Raw genomic sequence first — 18,884 nt, forward strand, 5'->3', positions numbered from 1 at the left:
AAGAGGCTACGGTTTCATTTGTAGGCCTACTTACTCGAATGTGACGGGTTAGTAAAATCAGGCGAATGCACACAGCCAAGTATACCTGTGTACACGTACTTAAAAAGGGGATAGTCTTCCCCGTAGCTCTAATCAACTGGGTAAATACACACTAAACGTAGCTCCTCGTCCGAGCTGACTGGTGGCTGTAATTACTCCCCCATGATTGGCAACCACTTTTTCACAAATAGCCAGACCGACACCCGTGCCCACATAGTCGCTTTTGCCATGCAGGCGCTGAAAGACCTGGAAAATTCGGTCCAGGTATTTTTCGTCAAAGCCAATCCCGTTGTCCGACACATCGATTCGGTGATACTGGCTGGCCAGACGACTCGGTTTTAGGGAAAGCGGCATATCGATCGCATCGATCAGAGATGCCTGAAACCGTATCAATGGGGTGCTGCCCGCCCGGCGAAATTTCAGGGCATTACTCAGCAGGTTATCAAATAGCTGCGTTAGTTGACCCGCATTGCCCATCACGGTTGGGAGCACCTCTACCTGGATTGACGCCCCGGTTTCCTGAATCGGTTGATCCAGCTCATCCAAAATCGTTTGCACCACTTCCTGTAGGGAAACGGGCGTTGCCGCTTCCTGACGGGTCGAAATGCGCGAGTAGGTAAGCAGGTCCTTGATCAGGGTGGACATCCGGCTGGCCGCCGACTGCATTCGCTCCAGATGATCAACCCCTTCGCCTAATTGGTTAGCGTAGCGGTTTTTTAACAGATCCCCGAAGGATTGAATTTTACGCAGGGGCTCCTGCAAATCGTGCGAAGCAATGTAAGCGAACTGTTGCAGATTTTCATTCGAGCGTTGTAAGTCATGAATCGAGAGCTGTAATTGCTGGGTGCGCTGTTGAACCTGTTCGTCCAACTCGGCCGACAGCTGCCGGTAGCGTGCTTCGCTGGTAGCTAAGGCCTGGCTGGCTTTGACCAGTTCCGTCACTTCGGTACATACTTCCAGGACACCAACCACCGAATTGCCTTCATAAAAAGGCGTCAGGGCAATATTAAAGTAGCCCGTTTCCAGTTGACCATCCCGCTGCAAAGGAACGGGAACCGACCAGCCCTGATCGGCAATGCCTGTTTGATAGACCTGCATACAGCGCTTGATAAACGCCTGTCCCTGTAATTCAGGCATGGCCTCCAGCAACGGTTTGCCCAGCACATCCGCTTCCCGCTGGATCAGATCCAACATGGTTTGATTAATTAGGTCAATAACCAATGACTCCCCTTTAACCAGAAGCATGGCCACCGGTGCCTGCTGAACCAGATTCCGTAGGCGAATCTCTTCCTGTCGGCGCGATTGGTTAAGACTAATTTGTGTCCGAACCTTCGAGAGAAGTTCGGGCCCCGAGAACGGCTTGACCAGGTAATCATCGGCACCCGCTTCCAGTCCATCAATCCGGGCCTCCTGGCCCGCCCGGGCTGACAGGAAAATAAATGGAATCGATGCAGTAACCGGGCTTTGTTTGAGCCGCTGGAGCAATTCCTTGCCGTCCATGCCCGGCATCATAATATCGCTAAGGATCAACTGGGGCGGCTCATTGGTTATCTGTCGGATGGCATCGGCTCCGTTTGAGGCCGTTTGGACGTTAAAGTAAGGCGTTAGCAAGCGACTTAGATAGTCCCGCATGTCGGCGTTATCATCCACCACTAAAATACGTACGCTTGGCATCGCCTGCTGGGCGACCTCATCCCATAACGCTGCCTGTTTTTCTCCGGCCAGCATGGTACGGGCTTCCTTCAGAAAGGAGTCGGTCAAGTGATGGTCGGTTCGATCAGGAGCACCTTCGATTAATTGGCGAACGGGCAGGTGTGCTTTTCCCAGCAGTAAGCGCACGATAAAGGTGCTACCTTTGCCTTCAACACTGCTCACGGCAATCGTTCCGCCGTGCAGTCGGACCAACTCGGCCACTAATGAGAGACCAATACCGCTCCCTTCGTAGGTGCGTCCTCCGGCATTTTCTACCCGGTGGAACCGTTCAAACATATGGGGTAGTTCCCGCTCGGGAATGCCAATGCCCGTATCCGAAACCCGCAGGACGGCTTGCCCATCCTCCGCTTGCAAATCGACCCGAATCGATCCGTGCAGCGTATACTTAAACGCATTGGATAACAGGTTCAGGACAATCTTTTCCCACATTTCCGGATCGACGTAAACTTGGGAGGACAGGGGTTGAGCCGTAACTGTAAAGCGTAAACCAGCCCGCTCCATCAGCGACCGAAAACTACTGGCCAGATCGGTCGTTAAGCTCACCAGATCAACTGGCTGATAGCGAGCCTGCACACGTCCCGCTTCGATCCGGCTGAAATCGAGCAGATTGTTGACCAGTTTTAATAACCGTAACGCATTGCGGTGGGTGGCTTCCAGCGGCTCTTTATGAACGGACGTTTGTAAATCAGCATCCTGCATAAGCTCTTCCAAGGGACCCAGCATCAACGTGAGGGGTGTCCGGAATTCATGGCTGATATTGCTAAAGAAAGCCGTTTTCGTGCGATCGATTGCCGCCAGCGCTTCGGCCCGCTGTTGCTCCTGCTGGTAGGCATACACATTCGAGAAAGCGGTATTAATCGAATTGGCGAGCAGGGCATAGAAATTCAGATAGTCCTGATCAAGTTCCCGGTATGGGCTTACCCCTGCCAGTAAAAAACCGATAGGCTGCTCATTGTTAGTGCGTAAAATGGGGATTCGCACAGCCGTGTGGGGTGCTTCAGGATAAGGGCCACTTTCTATCACGCCAAGGCGCTGATTCAGTTGGTCAATGGCTTGAATTTCAGCAAGGTTGGCTAACCACTCTGTATGCGCTACGTCCAGCTCGTGCAATTCTGTTGGTAGGCGGGCGTCGGCCCGCAGCCCGGCATGCTCTACTAAATGCGCCTGTGCAAGCTCGTTTAGTTCATAAAACAGTAGAAAGGGTAAATCAAGAGCAAAGTCAGCCTGGGCCTGGACTAAACTTGCGTAGATCTCGGCATTAGTTTTGGCCTGAGAGGTCAGTGCCGCCACATCGCGCAGCACCTGGGTACGCCGGGCACTGAGCATCTTATCGGTGGTTTCCGTAATGGGGTGAAAAATACCCCCCACCTGACCCGACTCGTCCCGGATGGGGGCAAAGGAAAAGGTCATGAAAGCCTCTTCCAGGTAGCCATATCGATCCAGAAACATGCGCTGGTCCTTGATGTAGGTGCCTTCTCCCTGTTGACCCCGGGTGAAGGCATCCCCTACGACGGATAAGGCGGTCTCCCAGCAGATCCGAAAATTTTGGCCCATCGACTCGGGATGTTTCGCTCCGCAAATAGGTCGGTAACTATCGTTGTAAATTTGAATGGTTTCCGGGCCCCAGGCAATTAAAATCGGAAATGTCGAAGACAGACACAAACTTACCGATGTTCGTAAGCTTTGGGGCCAGCTAGCAATTGGCCCCAAAGCCGTCTTCGACCAATCCATGGATCGAATAAGTTCGCCCATTTCACCACCCCCCGCTAAAAATTGCTCCGACGATTCGGCTGCCTTCATAACTTTCTACTTGAATCGACCTGGTTACTACTTCTTAAAACCGATTTTCTCATTTTTTAGCCCGACGGAACAGGTACCTTATGCGGGCAGATAGACGCTAAAGACGGCCCCCTGTCCAGGACGACTGCTGGCGGTGATTGCCCCGCCATGGTTGGTAACCACTTTCTCACAAATCGATAAACCAATACCCGTCCCTGCGTATTCATGCTTACCGTGCAGTCGCTGAAACACCTGAAAGATGCGATCGCCGTATTTTTCGTCAAAGCCAATCCCGTTATCGGCCACCTCAATACAGTGGTAAAGGGGTGCCGCACGAAGGGGTTTGCTAAAGGCAGGGAGCTGGTTAGCCTGCTGGCGGTAGGCATGAATGCGAACGATAGGGGGTATTCCAGCCGGTTGAAATTTTAGGGCATTGCTGACTAAATTCAAAAAGAGTTGGCCTAGTTGTAGCCCATCACCGGGCAGGATAGGCATTGGACTCACCTCGACAATGGCTCCCGATTCCTGAATACGGACCTCTAAATCCATAAGAACGGTCTGGATCACTTCGGATAGTGCTAGCGGGGCTGTCGTATCGGGCCGATTCGACATACGGGCTAAGGCGAGTAAATCCCGAATGAGCGTCGTCATCCGGCCACCCGCGGCCTGCATCCGATCGACATAATCCGTTCCCGTGCCTAACTGGCTGGCATACTGATGTTTCAATATATCCGAAAAGGCTTGAATCTTGCGCAGGGGCTCCTGTAAATCATGACTGGCGATGGAGGCAAACTGCAATAAGGCCTCATTGGACCGTTCAAGTTCCTGATTAACCTGGTTAAGGTCACTATTGGCCACCTGCAATTCATGAGTTCGTTCCTGGATTCGTATCTCCAGCTCAGCCGATAGGGCCCTATACTTCGCTTCGCTTCGTTCGACGGCAATGCGGGCCTGCTCGGCATCTTTACGGGCCTGAATCAATTCCGCTTCGTATTGATGTCGTTGGCTGATAGGAAAATAGACACAGTGAATATGCATCTGGTCACCCTGTGGCTGAAAAATCGCATTGAGTAGTACTGGTATACGTTCTCCCGTCTTGGTCAATAAACTTAAGGCCATTTCATCCACCCGGTGGTGAAGCGTAAGCAGTGGATAAAAATGGGTTTGATAGAACAGCCAACTAGCCGTCGATAAGATTTTACGGACGGATTGGCCGAGGAGTTCGGCAGCACGATAGCCTAATTGTTGCTCCGTTGTTGCATTGATTTGGAAGATTAACCCGTCTTCATCGATCAGCACCACCCCACAGGGAAGCTGGTTAACCAAATGATCCATCCTTGGGGAGCTAGTTTGGGTGGATAATGGACAAATACTGTTTCACCAGGTCAACCGTTTCGGTAGCCGCGCTTAGATGCGGATAATGGCCCGTGGCTTTCATATAGCGGAGGGTGCTACCAGGCAGATGTTGGTGAATATATTCACCAACCTGCTGAGGGGCAACGATATCCTGGGAGGATTGTAAAATCAGGGATGGCACGTGCAGTTTAGGCAGCGCAAGCCGATTATCCGAAAGAAATGTGATTCGGGCAAATTGCCGCATCATCAGCCAATCGGTAGCGGTAAAGCTTTGCGCTAATTCCTGACTCAATTCCGGTTTACCCGGATTGGCCATAACCGAAGGTGCTAACGTGGTGGCCCATCGCATATAATTCTGATCCATCATGTCCAGCATTTCGTCGATGTCCGACTGGTCAAACCCACCGATATAATCCGGCTTATCATTAAGGTAACGGGCAGAGGGTGCGATCATAATGAGATGAGCAAACCGGTGGGGTTGCTCGATTGCCGCCAAAAGACCAATCATGGCACTAATCGAATGGCCTATAAAGACGACATTGGTTAGGTCCAGTGTTTCACAGATGTCAAGCACGTCCTGCGCATAGCCCGTCAGCTGATTATACCGAATGGGATCAAAAGCGGCCCGATCAGACTTGCCGGAGCCGACATAATCGAATAAAATGATCCGGTGGCTTTGCTCAAAAGCGGGCGTAACATAGCGCCACATGTGTTGATCGCAGCCTAAGCCATTGGCCAATAGCATGGGTTGGGTACCCTGGCCTAGTATCGTTACATGGTTGCGCTTAAGAACGTGTTGGTCCATTCTGCCTTACTTTTAGGGCTTGAAGTTAGCAAATCGGTGATTAATGCGGTTGGCGGTAACGGAAAATAAACTGGTTCTAGATTGATTAAACAGGGTACTCTAAAAAGTAGATGTCTTTTAGTTTGTACGCTAGTATTCGTTCGAGAAGCATATAGATCAATTCTTTACCTTCAAAGACAGCAGTGAAAACTCCCTAATTCGTTCGTTATTTATAGTCCCGCAAAATTTCTATTTGGCTTTTCAATGACTTTATGGCCATACAGCAATACGATGAGTAATGCCTTAACTCATGGGATGGAAAGTGTATCGTTCCACGAGTTCAATTGGCAAAATTAGTCTACGTATAAATGGGATACTGTGTGTCTCTAGTAGCTCAAAGATTGCTTTGATTAACGATAGTACTATCTGCTAGACCATAACAAACTCAATCTAAATTATAGGGGTGAATGCCATGTTGCCAGTCCCCGACAATCCACTCGATCTGATCCTTGAGTTCACTGTAACTGATCGCTTTTTTGAAGAAGCCTTGACGCGTAAGCTTCCTGAACCTGTGCTGGGGAAGCGTCAGTGGCTGAGAAAATAAACGGGATTGCTTCTTTGTGAACCAGATTTTCAGATTTCTAAAGGGCTAATAAGAGAACTATCTCTAGATCATGGCCTCCCTGAACTTAATTGCCAATCCTGAACCAACTGGCCAAATAGGGCCAGAATCCGGTCAAGCGTTGGCGGTTTCGTCAGGAATCCATTTGCTCCCAATTGCAAAGCCCGCTCCCGATCCTGCTCAACCGAGGAGGTGCTGAGCACCACGACGGGTAGCTCCTGGAAAAGCGGTTCGGCCCGCAGTAATTGCAAAGCTTCAAAGCCATTTAAGCGGGGCATATTTAGATCTAGAATCACCAGATCAGGTAGTGCATCGCTTTGCTCCAGAGCGGGCAGTAGTTCCTCCCCGTCATAAAGGGATCGGATGAGTATGGGAGGAACCAGCGTTTTAAAGGCCTGTTCAAATAAATATTGATCATCAGTGTCATCATCGACAATCCACACGTGAGGGGAGGAAATCGCCATAGACTAGGGAGGTTATGGTGAACAGTGGCTAATTACGAAAACTAACTAAACTGTCCTATACATTAATCAACGTTAATCTGGAATTACTACAATTTACTGGACAGCAAGATCAAGCTTAATTAAGTGTCCAATTTAACTTAGCAGGTCCTGATTAGACTCGGACTGTATCGCTGGGCTACCCAGCCCAAACACCTTTTCGAAAATTGTCAGAACTCCTTGACGTAAGTTTAAAGCCAAGTCTACTTCCATTCCCTAACTACTTAAAAGCTTAACCGAATGGTTGTCTAACCCGGTTGTTTAAGGAGGTCAACAAAAACTCCCCATTTCCGGGTAAATAAGACCCCATTGAAAATCTAGAATTTTTCGCGTTGGGCGGCCAAAGCCATTCATTTCAACCGCTTTAGGGATTATAAGCCCATTTGGGCTACACTGGCATGATTTTAATAGATTTAGTCGTAGTCAGTGCAGGCATAAGGGCCTTGTTACCGGCTGACCATTCCCCATTACAGCCACTATTCCTTCTGACTATTTGCATGAATGCTACTGCCCTAACCGAAGTCCAGTTTGTAACTGCTTTACAACAAAAACGATCATCCGACTTTTCCCTCTTATATGATGCCTACGCGCCAGCCCTGTTTGGCGTTTTGTTTCGACTCGTCAACGATCGAGAGCAGGCGGAGGATTTATTGCAGGATGTCTTCATCAAGATCTGGTCGAATAGTCATCAGTATGATCCTACCCAGGGACGTCTGTTTACTTGGTTATTAGCCATCACCCGGAACGTGGCCATGGATCAACTCAGAGCCCGGAAGGTTCAACTGAAAGCCGCCCCTTATCTGCTGGAGCAATCAGAACGGATTACGTCAACCGGCGTAGTGGAAGGAATGATTGATCGTTCGCTGTTGGCTCTCTTAGCCCCTAAATATCAGGCAGTCATTGAGCTCATGTATTATAAAGACTATACAAGCCTGGAAGCCGCGAAGGTCTTGAAATTACCCATCGGTACAGTGAAGACCCGGGCCCGGGCGGCCTTACAACAACTGAAAGACTATCTCCGATCCGATATCCAAAACTACCAAACCAGGCTTGGTACCCATTTGGCTTAAACAGACCTGCACCTACGGGACTGGAAACCTTTTGCGGGACACGAAGTAAACGATCTTAATTTGTGCCTTCCGCGTCCAGTTACCTGTCGCAGGTATACTAAATACCTGCGACAGTACGTTCATGGCTACTTTTTTCCGCCAAAGGCGAGAAACAGGCCCATCACGAGCACTGCGGCACCTACACCAATCAATACCTTTTCCGTAACCTCAGTCGCATTTTTCACGGTAGGGGATTGGGATTGTGGTTCATAGCGGCCATCCGTTACGGCCAGAATCAGGGCAATCGTTTCAGCAGGCACATCTAATTGCGGAACGTGACCACAATTTGAAAACCAGTGTAGCTGAGCATCAGGAAACAGCTTCAGAGCCAACTTAGACTGATTGGGCGGACAAATTCGATCCTGTCGACCCCAGCCAATAACCAGATTCGGGATAGAGCCAACAGGTGCCCCCTGCTGGGGAGGGCCATGGGCCAGACTATCCAGCAGCTTGGTAAAGCTGGAAGTCGGTAAAAACTCCCGAAATTCATTCAGGGCTACCCCAGCCGGGATCGTCCAGGGATGAGCCGAAAATTGAGCGAACAACACTGTTCGGCTCAGGGGATTGTTGACCAAGGGTGGTAAGATGGGTTGGATGAGCTTGGATAGTTGTGCCGATAGTCGAACCGACTGGTAGAAATAGGGTACCTGCCAGCCTTGCCAGAATCCACCTGGATCCAGCGATACCACTGAACCGACCACTTGGCCCCGCCGGGCAAGCTCGAGCACTAGCCGCGCTCCCATTGAATTTCCCACCGCATCGATGCCCAGCAGTTGGTGCTGGGTCAAAAAGTCGGTTACTGCATCCGCCAGAGTAGGAATGGATACCTCTCCCAGTAGAGCCGGGGATTGACCGAAACCCGGCAAATCCAGAGCAATCACATCCCGCTGGGTGGCCAACTCATCGATAATGAGATCCCAGACTTGTAGGGAACTCCCTAGGCCATGGAGCAATAACAGGGGTTTACCGGTCCCACGCCGGACATAGTTCATGGTCATAGGTATGAGTTAGTAGGTCTACAGGCTGCACTGAACAACTTAGCATACTATGAACGGCTACCGGTGCATATAGTTTAGAGTAGGTGAAGTGGCAATAGGGTAGCGGGACTTACTACCTTGAGTACAATCATACTGTCCTGCAACTTTAAACGTAAACCATACATACCGTTGAGCCTAAGGGATGAAGCGCGGTTGGCGGCTGTTTTAAAGTTCTTCGTGAAAAGTCAGTTCATCTTCGTAATCCGTCAGCGAAGTAGACACTCAGCTACCCTACTTTTGTCGTATACTCTCACTCCTCTACCAACGCCCATGTTTCTAGGTCATTTTGGGGTCGCATTTGCCACTAAGCCCCTTCAACCAAGTGTCTCATTAGGGACCCTGTTCCTGGCGACTCAACTCGCCGATCTACTCTGGCCAACCTTGTTACTGGTGGGCGTAGAGCGAGTCCAGATACGCCCCGGTCTGATGGCGGCTTCTCCCTTTGACTTCATCTATTACCCCTTCTCCCACAGCCTCCTAGCCCAACTACTACTGGGCTTGCTGCTGGGCACTACGTATGGCCTCATCCAGCGTAATTGGCCAGGCGCGTTGCTGGTGGGCTTAGTCGTACCCGCTCACTGGTTGCTAGACCTGGTGGTTCACCGTCCCGATCTACCGCTCTACCTGGGATTATCACCCAAAGTTGGACTAGGCCTGTGGAACAACTTACCCGCTACGGTAGCCCTGGAAGTAGGCTTGCTTGCCCTGGGTCTGTGGCAGTATGTTCGCGCTACCCGAGCTCGAAACCGTACTGGCCGCTTTGGGCTCTGGGGGCTGGTTGTGTTTCTAGTAGTGGTCTACTTAGGGGCGGCCTTTGGCCGACCGACGTATCGGCCTTAGCCTGGAGTGGTCAAGCCCTCTGGCTGACTGTAGGGCTGGGCTATTGGGTCGATGCGAATCGAGCGCCAGCAGAGCACATCGGATAATTCAGTAGAGAACGTATGCTGGGGATTGACTGGGCCTGCTGTTAACGGAGTGGACAACAATCCTAAAGGGAGCATTCTCGAAAAGCGCCAATAGTGTGACACGTATAGGATGCCCGTAAGGGCATTTTATTTTCCTGAATTTGTACCTTTAAATACGTTGGTCAACTGGTGAACAGGGTTACTAACTACGAGCCAATAGCCAATCAAAATTAGCCTTATGAATGGCATTTTACTGATAAAACAGAAACAATAATACCCTCCCTCTTCCTTTTCAATATTTTATACTTTTCGTAGAGGTCGTTCATAAAAGGCAAGCATTATGTGAACGCTTTCAGGCACTACAAGCAATAGTCAGACTATTTCTCCAATCAACAAATAGCGTCCAGTTGGCCAAGGGAATAACTGGACGAATACATCAAAATACATTTTTGTATTTTTAGTAGATATTTCATTTCCAATTTTAGGGTCTATAGCGTAGCGGAAATTATATTATTTATATAGATCAAAAAATATAGTTAAATGCCTTATCCCGACTTAAGTAATCAAGCAAATTTAAATTACGTTTTTTATCTTAGTGATATGGGACGTAAACGCCATATCGAACTAACTGATTCAGAGCAGCTCACCTTGCAAGAGGGACTCAAGAATCACCCCAAGTATGAGTTCCGCCGATGTGCTCAAGCCTTACTATGGAACCATAAAGGCTGGACCCTTAAGACCATTGCCAGTGCGCTGGAAGTCTGCTCACAGAGTGTCAGCACCTGGCTCACCTCTTTTGAGCAAGACGGCCTAGTCGGTCTGATGCGCCAGAAAGGACAGGGACGCAAACCTATCCTCTCGCTCACCAACGCGGCTCATCAACAGGCCCTGACTAAGGCAGTTGCTATGCATTATCAGGATGCTGGTCGGATTCAGGCTCACTTACAACTAGTTCTAGATCAATCCATGAGCCGTGATACAGTCAAGCGGTTCTTAAAAAAAACGACTACACCTACCACCGCTTACGCCGAAGTACCAAAGCCAACCAAGACCCTCTAGCCTATGCCGATGGGTTAGAACGCTGGAAAATCCTGCTCACCTTATGGGTGAGCGGACTCATTGAGGGGACCGCCCCCGCGGCTGTATTTTGCCAAACCGGCTTTACTCAGCAACCTTACATTCCGTATGGCTGGCAGAAAAAACACCAGCCTCTTCAACTGCCTGCCCGCACCACCACTAAACGGTTGAACCTGCTAGGCCTGATGCGGTTAGACAATCATCTAACGGTGTATCACAGCGAAAAGCCTTTAACGGGCACCTTCGTGGTCGAGTCCCTGACTCATTTTGTGAATCAGCCACACGCCAAACCCGTCGTCATCGTTCTTGATAACGGATGGTCCGCCACCGCGGCCTATCCATCGCTGTCAACTGGTTTACGACCAACAAGCCGAGTGGGAGGACAAAGACGTTTATCTGTTCTTTCTTCCTGCTTACAGTCCCCATCTCAATCCCATCGAAGTCTTTTGGCGGATGATGAAGTAGCGTTGGCTGACGAAAGTGAACTACCTGTCGTGGAGCGGCTTGAAAAAGGCCATATTTGCCATTATTAAAGCCTTCGGTGGGGAATACCGCATTGATTTTACCGAGCTACAGACCAAAAATATAGTTCAGTTTAATTCTGCTTGATTACTTAGTATAAAAAATGTATTTCCATGATTTAAACTTTGGTCTTTAGAGCCAAACAACGGGGTTGCTCTAAAGACCAAAATGGTAAAAACAAACTCACCAGGACAAACACAACCTGGGCCAAACCATTAACTAGTTACGATATGAAGTCTATTGTAGAGTAAGAAGAATAGCCCCTGATTAGTTGGACGAATCTGGAAGGGCCAGGAAATTAAGTTGAAATATTTACAGATATATTTGTGATTTAATTTTCTAACAAAGCTTGCACAAGCACGTTGTAACTACCAGTATGGAGTCCACGAATATCACTGATGCTATCCTGTTGGAGCGCTTAGCAGCCGGTGATCAGCGGGCTTTTCAGGAAATCTATCAGCGATATTGGTATAAGCTATTTCAGGTGGCCAGACGAAAAGTCCTTTCCGAGGAAGACGCCGAGGAAATTGTTCAGGATATTTTTGTCGATTTGTGGGAAAGGCGGCAGTATTTACTCGTTCACGACCTCAGTAAGTTTCTCTTTAAAGCAGTTAAATATCAGATTTTAGACTACCTGAAAGCCAAATTTGTACGTCAGACATACCAAGATAACAAGCAGCGTTTTAGTCAGGATACGGATAGCCAAACTGAAGAGCAACTGGCGTTGAAGGATTTAAATGAGGCCATTTCAACCGGGATTGACCAATTACCGGCCAAAACGCAGGAAATTTTTCGATTGAACCGGTTAGAGGGTAGGTCTGCCAAAGAAATAGCAGATCTACTGCAAATTCCCGAACGAACCATTGAATATCACATCACACAGGCCCTACGCACGATGCGTAGCTATTTGAAAGACTTTATTGTCTATACCCTCTCAATCATACTGTCTACTCTATAACTTCTACACCTGATCCCATTCTCTTGAGTGTTGTATTATATAAAGAAGAATTGATAAAATACATCACTTCAATATAATCTTTTAGAGAATCGTTTGACCCATTTGCGGTAAATATACGTCACAGTCTACCTGTAAGTAGTAGGCTTCAGTGCGCCAAACCGTCGTCAAAGGATGTATAAGTATACAAAGGGATTCCTCCGGATACTCCAGCGCTATATTGATAACTCCTCTTCTCAGGAAGAGAAAGGAGTCATGGATTTCTGGTATGAATCCATTGATGAGGATAGTCCGGTTGAAAAAACGGCTGCTGAAAAACAATTGTTAGAAGCCAAATTATGGCAGAAAATTCAGGAGAAAACCCAGCCATCTCCGACTGAGTTAACCCAGCCAATACCGAACTGGTGGACGCGAAATCGCAGTCGATACGCCGTGGTAGCCTCTTTAGCTCTGGTAGCTGCGGCTATTTATTTGGTGACAAGCTTAACACGGCCACACCCAATCGCTTTAAAAGGATTAACCACTGAGCAAGTCGATGCGTTGACCCTTCTGGAAAATACATCCCAGAATCCGAAACGAGTTCAGTTGTCGGATGGTAGTCAAGTAACGCTGGAGCCAAAAGCATCGCTCTATTACCCCCAGCGGTTTAACGGGAATCGACGAATTGTTTACCTGGCGGGTAATGGCTTTTTCGAGATTACTAAGAATCCCAAAAAGCCCTTTTGGGTCTACAGCGAATCCATTGTCACCAAGGTATTGGGTACTAGTTTTACGATCCTGAAAAATGAAACGTCAGGCGAAATAGAGGTGGCAGTCAAAACCGGCAGAGTCATTGTTGAAACGTCTGACGAGCACAAATCAGCTATCGAAAAATCGTCCACTGGCGTCGTGTTAACGCCCAACGAAAAGGTCACGTATCAACCGACCAAAGAGCGTTACGTTACCGGACTGGTCGATAATCCGGTATTGGTCGATCACTCACCGGAGTTTAGTAAACCGGATGCTTTCGCCTTTGAGGAAGCCCCCCTGAGTACAGTGATTAAAAAACTGGAGAAGGCGTATGGGGTTGAGATCACCCTCGTCAACGAAGTCATTGGCGATTGCCCAATAACCGCCAGTCTGCCCAACGAATCTCTGTTTGCTAAACTGGAAGTCATCAACGCCCTGTTAAACTCAACGACCGAACTCAACGGGACCACTATTGTCATGGCCGGTGGCGAATGCGTTCCCTTTAAACCTGTTTCACCTAAACCCTAATGTTAATGAAATAGATTCTTTTACTAAAAAAGCCGGATATGCTACCAACACATCCGGCCAATTGCGCTCCCCACAATTTCGTTTCCGTTCCGAAAAATTCATTTTACCAAATGAAGCGGGGGTTTATTGTCAAATTTTCCAATTCAACAAAGGCAAAACAATGCAAAAAAGAAGAAAAATCCTAACGCCCTTAGGTACCTTAATGAAAGTTTCCTTTTTTCAATTTATGCTGACTATCATCGCGATAGGGTACACCTATGGCCATTCGGTCAGCGCCCAGGAAATCCTGACCCAGAAGGTCGATCTGACAGTTAACCAAAAGGAAATCAAAACGGTCCTGGCTCAACTGGAGTCGATTGCTCATGTGAAATTCGTGTATAGCCCACGGTCACTGCCGGTGCAACGCAGAGTGTCCATTTCATTGACTAAAAAAGCACTTTCAGAAGTGCTGGACGTGTTATTTCAACCCGAACAAATTTCCTATCAGGTGGTCAATGATCGGATCATTTTGAAGATGAGTAGTCCAACGTCTTCCCTGCCTGCTCTGGACAATTTGCTGGCTAACAAACCCGTTGAGATCACCGTCCAGGGTACCGTAACCGATGAAAAAAATGCAGAAATGCCCGGAGTTAACGTCTTGCTCAAAGGGACAACGCGCGGAACAACAACGGACGTGGATGGAAGCTACCGGCTGAGCTTGCCCGAAGGGACAAACCATACACTCGTTTTCTCACTGGTTGGCTATACCCCGCAGGAAGTCGTCATTGGAAATCGATCCACGGTTGATATTCAATTGGTACCCGACGATAAACTCCTTTCTGAGGTGGTCGTCGTCGGCTATGGTACTCAGAAAAAAAGCGATCTGACGGGTTCCGTCGTACGGGCAGACATTGAGGCTTTTCGCGAATCACCGAATGTCAATATTGCGCAGTCCTTACAGGGAACGGTCCCAGGTCTAAACATTGGTCAGGTTAGCACGGCCGGACAAAATCCAACGATATCCATCCGTGGTCGAACCACGATTAATGGGAACCAGAATGTTCTCCTGGTCGTGGATGGGATCATCTATACCGGCAATTTAAGTGATCTGAACCCGGCCGATATTGAATCGGTAGACGTACTGAAAGATCCCAGCAGTATGGCGATCTACGGGGCTCAGGCCGCCAACGGTGTTATCCTGATTACGACCAAGGGCGGAAAAAAGAACGCAAAGCCAATCTTTAATTATTCGGGAAGTTACACCACACAAAACCCCGTTAAGTCGCTGACACTGTTTGATCGCGACGGCTATATTGCCAAATTGGCTGATCAGGACTGGAAGAATGCGTTTCTGGCTCCAGATTATACTAAGCCTAATCCTGCCTACAATATTCAGAATTACATTAGCGATCCCCCAATCAGAGAGGGGTATACCAACGGGACAAACTACGACTGGTGGGGCAACACCACCAACCCCGGTTTTATCACCGCGCATAACCTGAGCGTAACCGGCTCAAGCCAGGACTGGTCCTACTTTCTATCAGGCGGGTATACCGATCAGAAAGGGTTTATCATCAATGATAAATTCAAACGCATTACCACTCGGATCAATGTAGAAAATACCATCCTGAGCTGGTTAAAAGTTGGGGCGCAGACATTCGGTTCCTTTTCTGACTATTCCGGTATTTCACCAAGCCTGGGTGGCATCTCGATCATGTCTCCGCTGGTGACACCAACTGACGCAACCGGTAAGTATATTCAAAATCCACTGGGTACCAACGTCACCAATCCGTTTCTAGTTGCGTTGGCTGATGATTTCGATAAACAGAATAGCCTCTTCGGTAATTTCTATGCCAACATTAACGTACCCTTCGTAAAAGGCTTAACCTACCGGATTAACTACGGCCATAATTACGCCTGGGACCGGCATTACAGCAGCAATCCCTATTCAAATGGAGGAACCGGCGAAGCGTATAAGATTAATTCCAGTTCCTACGACTGGACGTTTGATAACATCGTCAATTACAAAAAGACGTTCAAAGACATTCATTCTGTAGACGTAACTCTGGTAGCCGGTCGGCGGGCCAGAAACTATGAGGAATCCAATGCGACCGGTACCAATTTCAACAACCTTCAGTTAAGCTACAATGACCTGAGTCAGGCCACGATCCAACGAATTACGTCCGCTGCATGGAGAGAGAGCTATCTGTATCAGATGGGCCGGATCAACTATGAATTTAACTACAAATATTTACTCACGGCTACATTGCGTCAGGATGGATTTTCTGGCTTCGCCGAAAACAAAAAAACCGCCTTATTCCCCTCCATCGGTTTTGGGTGGGTGTTGAGTCAGGAAGACTTTCTAAAAGTGAGCGCGATCAATCTGCTCAAACTAAGAGGCTCGTATGGAACAAATGGCAACTTGGTCAATCGATACTCGTCGCTGGCCCGGACGAATATTTACCCGGCCTATGTGTTTGGAGACGGCGGTTCTACCGCATTCGGTCAGCAGATTACATCGCTCGCCAATCCCAACTTATCGTGGGAAACGACGACTGGATTCAACTTTGGGCTTGACTTTTCGCTGGTAAAGAATCGGATTTCCGGCAGTGTCGACTATTACCGAACCACCACCAGCAACTTGATCTTCAATGTCAATATTCCGGTCGTGACGGGATTCAACCAAATTATCTCGAATGTTGGCAACATTGCCAACCGGGGTGTTGAATTTATCCTAAACGGCAAGGCGATTACCGGCAAAAATCTCAACTGGAATATCAATGTTAACCTGGCTGCCAACCGGAACCGGATCGTATCGCTGCTGGGCCAGGATAATGACCAGAATGGCGTCGAAGATGATTTAGTAGCCAACGGGTTATTTATCGGAAAATCCATTGGGGCGATTTATGATTACGAATCGGGTGGCATTATCCAGATCGGTGAAGAAGCGCCGAAGGGCTATTTTGTCGGTACGCACCGGATTATCGATCAAAACGGTGATGGGTTTGTTGATGCCAACGACCGGGTCATCCGGGGACGAACCGAAGCGGCCTATAACTTCGGTATCCTGAACGAATTCAGCTATCGCAACTTTACCCTCCGCTTTTTCATCAATTCCATTCAGGGAGGTAAAGACGGTTACCGTAAGCTAAATATGCCCACCGCATTAGGGGTTGGGGATAACATCCGACGAAATAATTTCTGGAAAGAATTCGACTACTGGACACCTTCCAATCCGGGAGCGCGCTACCGGGCACTTGATCAGGGTGCAGCCATCGAATACAATTACTATGGCGACCGCAGCTTTGTCCGGTTACAGGACGTCACCCTGTCGTATGCGCTTGGCCAAGCATTAACCAAAAAGATGGGTATGCAGGGCGTTAAGGTATTTGTTAGCGGAAAAAATCTGGCCACCTGGACTAACTGGCAGGGCTGGGACCCTGAAACCGGAGACGGCTTATTAGTGAACGGACGACCGATTATGAAAGGTATTTCCGTAGGACTGGATGTACGTTTTTAACCCCTAACATTTCGAGCGATGAAATCAATGCCCTCAATCTATAAACTACTGGTACTCTTTACCTTCTTGCTTATTAGTTGTGATGAAAAGGAGATATTAAAGGAAGTACCACTGGATTTTGCCAGCCCTGAAACCTCATTCAAAACCATCGGCGATTTCAACTCAGCCATTAATTCGCTGTACGACCTGACCCGGGGCACCCTGTCGAGTGGAGAATTCCGTCCGCTGGATTATACGTATGGTACGGATATCGGCTACAATGGCGCGCAGCAGCTAAATGAGCGATTTGGCAGCTATCCCGCTACGTTAACTCCCATATCCGATCTGGTTCTATTTCACTGGCAACAGTACTACAAGATCATTTCGAGTGCCAATATCATTCTCAACCGGATGCAAAAAGCATCCCTGAGCCAAACCGAAAAAACGGCCGTAGAGGCAGAAACCCGCCTGTTCAGGGGACTAGCTTACCGAAATCTGGCCCAGTTATATGGTGGAGTGCCCATTGAACTGGAAGAAGTCAGTTCGCCCAAAACAAACTATACCCGCGCCAGTCGCGAACAGGTCTACCAGCAGGCGGCTACCGACCTGGAGTTTGCCGCAGCGAACCTGCCCAACATTAACCAGGTAAAAGACGGCAAGGTATCGGTTCAAGCGGCTAATCACCTGCTGGCTGAAACGTATCTGTGTTTGAAGCGGTATGATGATGCGGTGAAAGCCGCCACTGCGGTCATTGCCAATCCAAATCTGGCCCTGATGAAACAACGCTTCGGGTCGCTGGCCAAAGAACCGGGCGATGTCTACTGGGATCTTTTCCGTCGGTATAACCAGAACCGAAGTGCGGGCAATACGGAAGGCATCTGGGTTTTTCAATACGAAGTGGATGTGCAGGGGGGCGTTATACGGTCTTCAGCACTAGCTGGCCCTATGCTGGAACGGGACCATTCTCCGCGCCCATATAGCTTTACCTATAAAGACCCTACAGGCGTTTATCCATTTTTGCAACTGGGCGTTTCGGACTATACCGGTGGCCGGGGCATTGGCCGATTAAGGGGGACAAACCATCTCAACTACGGCATCTGGCAAGAGGACTGGAATGATATGCGGAACTCGGAATACAATTTTGTCCGGGATGTAAAATTCAACAATCCGGCATCCGCCTGGTACGGCAAAAAACTCTCGGAGTTCAGAGCGACCTTCCGCAAAACCTTAGATGATACCATCCGTAATTTCTATCCATACCAATCAAAGGTAACAACGCCAGGCCAACATCCAGCCGAGCTTTACATTGATCCGGTTTTAAAAACCCTGAACGGTTCAGCAGCTGGTACGACCTACAGCGATCAGTACTTTATCCGACTGGCGGAAACCTATCTGCTGCGGGCCGAAGCCTATTTGGGAAAAGGCGATGCAGCTAACGCAGCAGCCGACATCAATGTGGTTCGCGCCCGGGCCAACGCTAAACCAGTGACTCCTGGTCGAGTCACCATCGATTATATTCTGGATGAGCGAATGCGGGAATTGGGCGTGGAAGAAAGGCGTCGATTGACCCTAAACCGGCTAGGATTACTTTACGAGCGCACCAAAAAATATTGCAATGGGCACCCAACAGCGGCCAAATTCGGAGTTGATGTTGAGCCCCATAACAATCTTTTCCCTATTCCGTATAGCGAGATCGAGCGAAATACCGGTGCCGTTTTAGAACAGAATCCGGGCTATGCAAAGCGTTAATC

Annotated in this window: 13 protein-coding genes; 8 read left to right on the plus strand and 5 right to left on the minus strand. The window is 48.7% G+C overall.

All coding sequences use genetic code 11. The features are described 5' to 3' along the window. Positions 1-132: 132 nt before the first annotated feature. The 4 genes from ACYVGO_RS29385 to ACYVGO_RS29400 form a co-directional block, all read right to left on the minus strand. On the minus strand, positions 133-3,552 hold the full coding sequence (locus ACYVGO_RS29385; protein ID WP_460972350.1) for an ATP-binding response regulator: 3,420 nt from the start codon (positions 3,550-3,552) through the stop codon (positions 133-135). A gap of 78 nt (positions 3,553-3,630) precedes the next feature. Then, entirely contained in the window at positions 3,631-4,866 is a 1,236-nt protein-coding gene (locus ACYVGO_RS29390; protein WP_460972351.1) for a sensor histidine kinase, read from the minus strand. A 10-nt stretch (positions 4,867-4,876) separates the two neighbouring features. Beyond that, positions 4,877-5,692 carry an alpha/beta fold hydrolase gene (locus ACYVGO_RS29395; protein WP_460972352.1) on the minus strand — a complete coding sequence of 272 codons (816 nt, stop codon included), beginning with the start codon at positions 5,690-5,692 and terminating at the stop codon, positions 4,877-4,879. Positions 5,693-6,343: 651 nt separating this feature from the next. Beyond that, positions 6,344-6,757 carry a response regulator gene (locus ACYVGO_RS29400; protein ID WP_460972353.1) on the minus strand — a complete coding sequence of 138 codons (414 nt, stop codon included), beginning with the start codon at positions 6,755-6,757 and terminating at the stop codon, positions 6,344-6,346. A gap of 533 nt (positions 6,758-7,290) precedes the next feature. Between ACYVGO_RS29400 and ACYVGO_RS29405 the strand changes: the two genes are divergently transcribed. Next, the gene (locus ACYVGO_RS29405) at positions 7,291-7,863 is read left to right on the plus strand and encodes an RNA polymerase sigma factor (protein WP_460972354.1); all 573 of its coding nucleotides are present in this window, start codon (positions 7,291-7,293) and stop codon (positions 7,861-7,863) included. A gap of 125 nt (positions 7,864-7,988) precedes the next feature. On the opposite strand, the gene ACYVGO_RS29410 is transcribed toward ACYVGO_RS29405, so the two are convergent. Then, the gene (locus ACYVGO_RS29410; protein WP_460972355.1) at positions 7,989-8,900 is read right to left on the minus strand and encodes an alpha/beta fold hydrolase; all 912 of its coding nucleotides are present in this window, start codon (positions 8,898-8,900) and stop codon (positions 7,989-7,991) included. A gap of 309 nt (positions 8,901-9,209) precedes the next feature. Here ACYVGO_RS29410 and ACYVGO_RS29415 point away from each other — a divergent pair, with 309 nt between their 5' ends. The 7 genes from ACYVGO_RS29415 (at position 9,210) to ACYVGO_RS29445 (ending at position 18,882) form a co-directional block, all read left to right on the plus strand. After that, positions 9,210-9,779 (plus strand): hypothetical protein, encoded by a 570-nt coding sequence (locus ACYVGO_RS29415; protein ID WP_460972356.1) that lies wholly within the window; start codon positions 9,210-9,212, stop codon positions 9,777-9,779. A 665-nt stretch (positions 9,780-10,444) separates the two neighbouring features. Beyond that, complete coding sequence (locus tag ACYVGO_RS29420) at positions 10,445-10,903, plus strand: helix-turn-helix domain-containing protein (RefSeq protein ID WP_460972357.1); 459 nt, start codon at positions 10,445-10,447, stop codon at positions 10,901-10,903. A 47-nt stretch (positions 10,904-10,950) separates the two neighbouring features. Beyond that, entirely contained in the window at positions 10,951-11,454 is a 504-nt protein-coding gene (locus tag ACYVGO_RS29425; RefSeq protein ID WP_460972358.1) for a transposase, read from the plus strand. A gap of 365 nt (positions 11,455-11,819) precedes the next feature. Then, on the plus strand, positions 11,820-12,401 hold the full coding sequence (locus ACYVGO_RS29430; RefSeq protein ID WP_460972359.1) for an RNA polymerase sigma-70 factor: 582 nt from the start codon (positions 11,820-11,822) through the stop codon (positions 12,399-12,401). A gap of 171 nt (positions 12,402-12,572) precedes the next feature. Next, complete coding sequence (locus ACYVGO_RS29435) at positions 12,573-13,655, plus strand: FecR family protein (RefSeq protein ID WP_460972360.1); 1,083 nt, start codon at positions 12,573-12,575, stop codon at positions 13,653-13,655. 226 nt (positions 13,656-13,881) lie between these two features. After that, positions 13,882-17,154, plus strand: a complete 3,273-nt coding sequence (locus tag ACYVGO_RS29440) for a TonB-dependent receptor (protein WP_460972361.1) — start codon at positions 13,882-13,884, stop codon at positions 17,152-17,154. A 27-nt stretch (positions 17,155-17,181) separates the two neighbouring features. Continuing rightward, on the plus strand, positions 17,182-18,882 hold the full coding sequence (locus tag ACYVGO_RS29445) for a RagB/SusD family nutrient uptake outer membrane protein (RefSeq protein ID WP_460972362.1): 1,701 nt from the start codon (positions 17,182-17,184) through the stop codon (positions 18,880-18,882). Positions 18,883-18,884 lie beyond the last annotated feature (2 nt).

It is taken from the genome of Spirosoma migulaei (assembly GCF_054776855.1).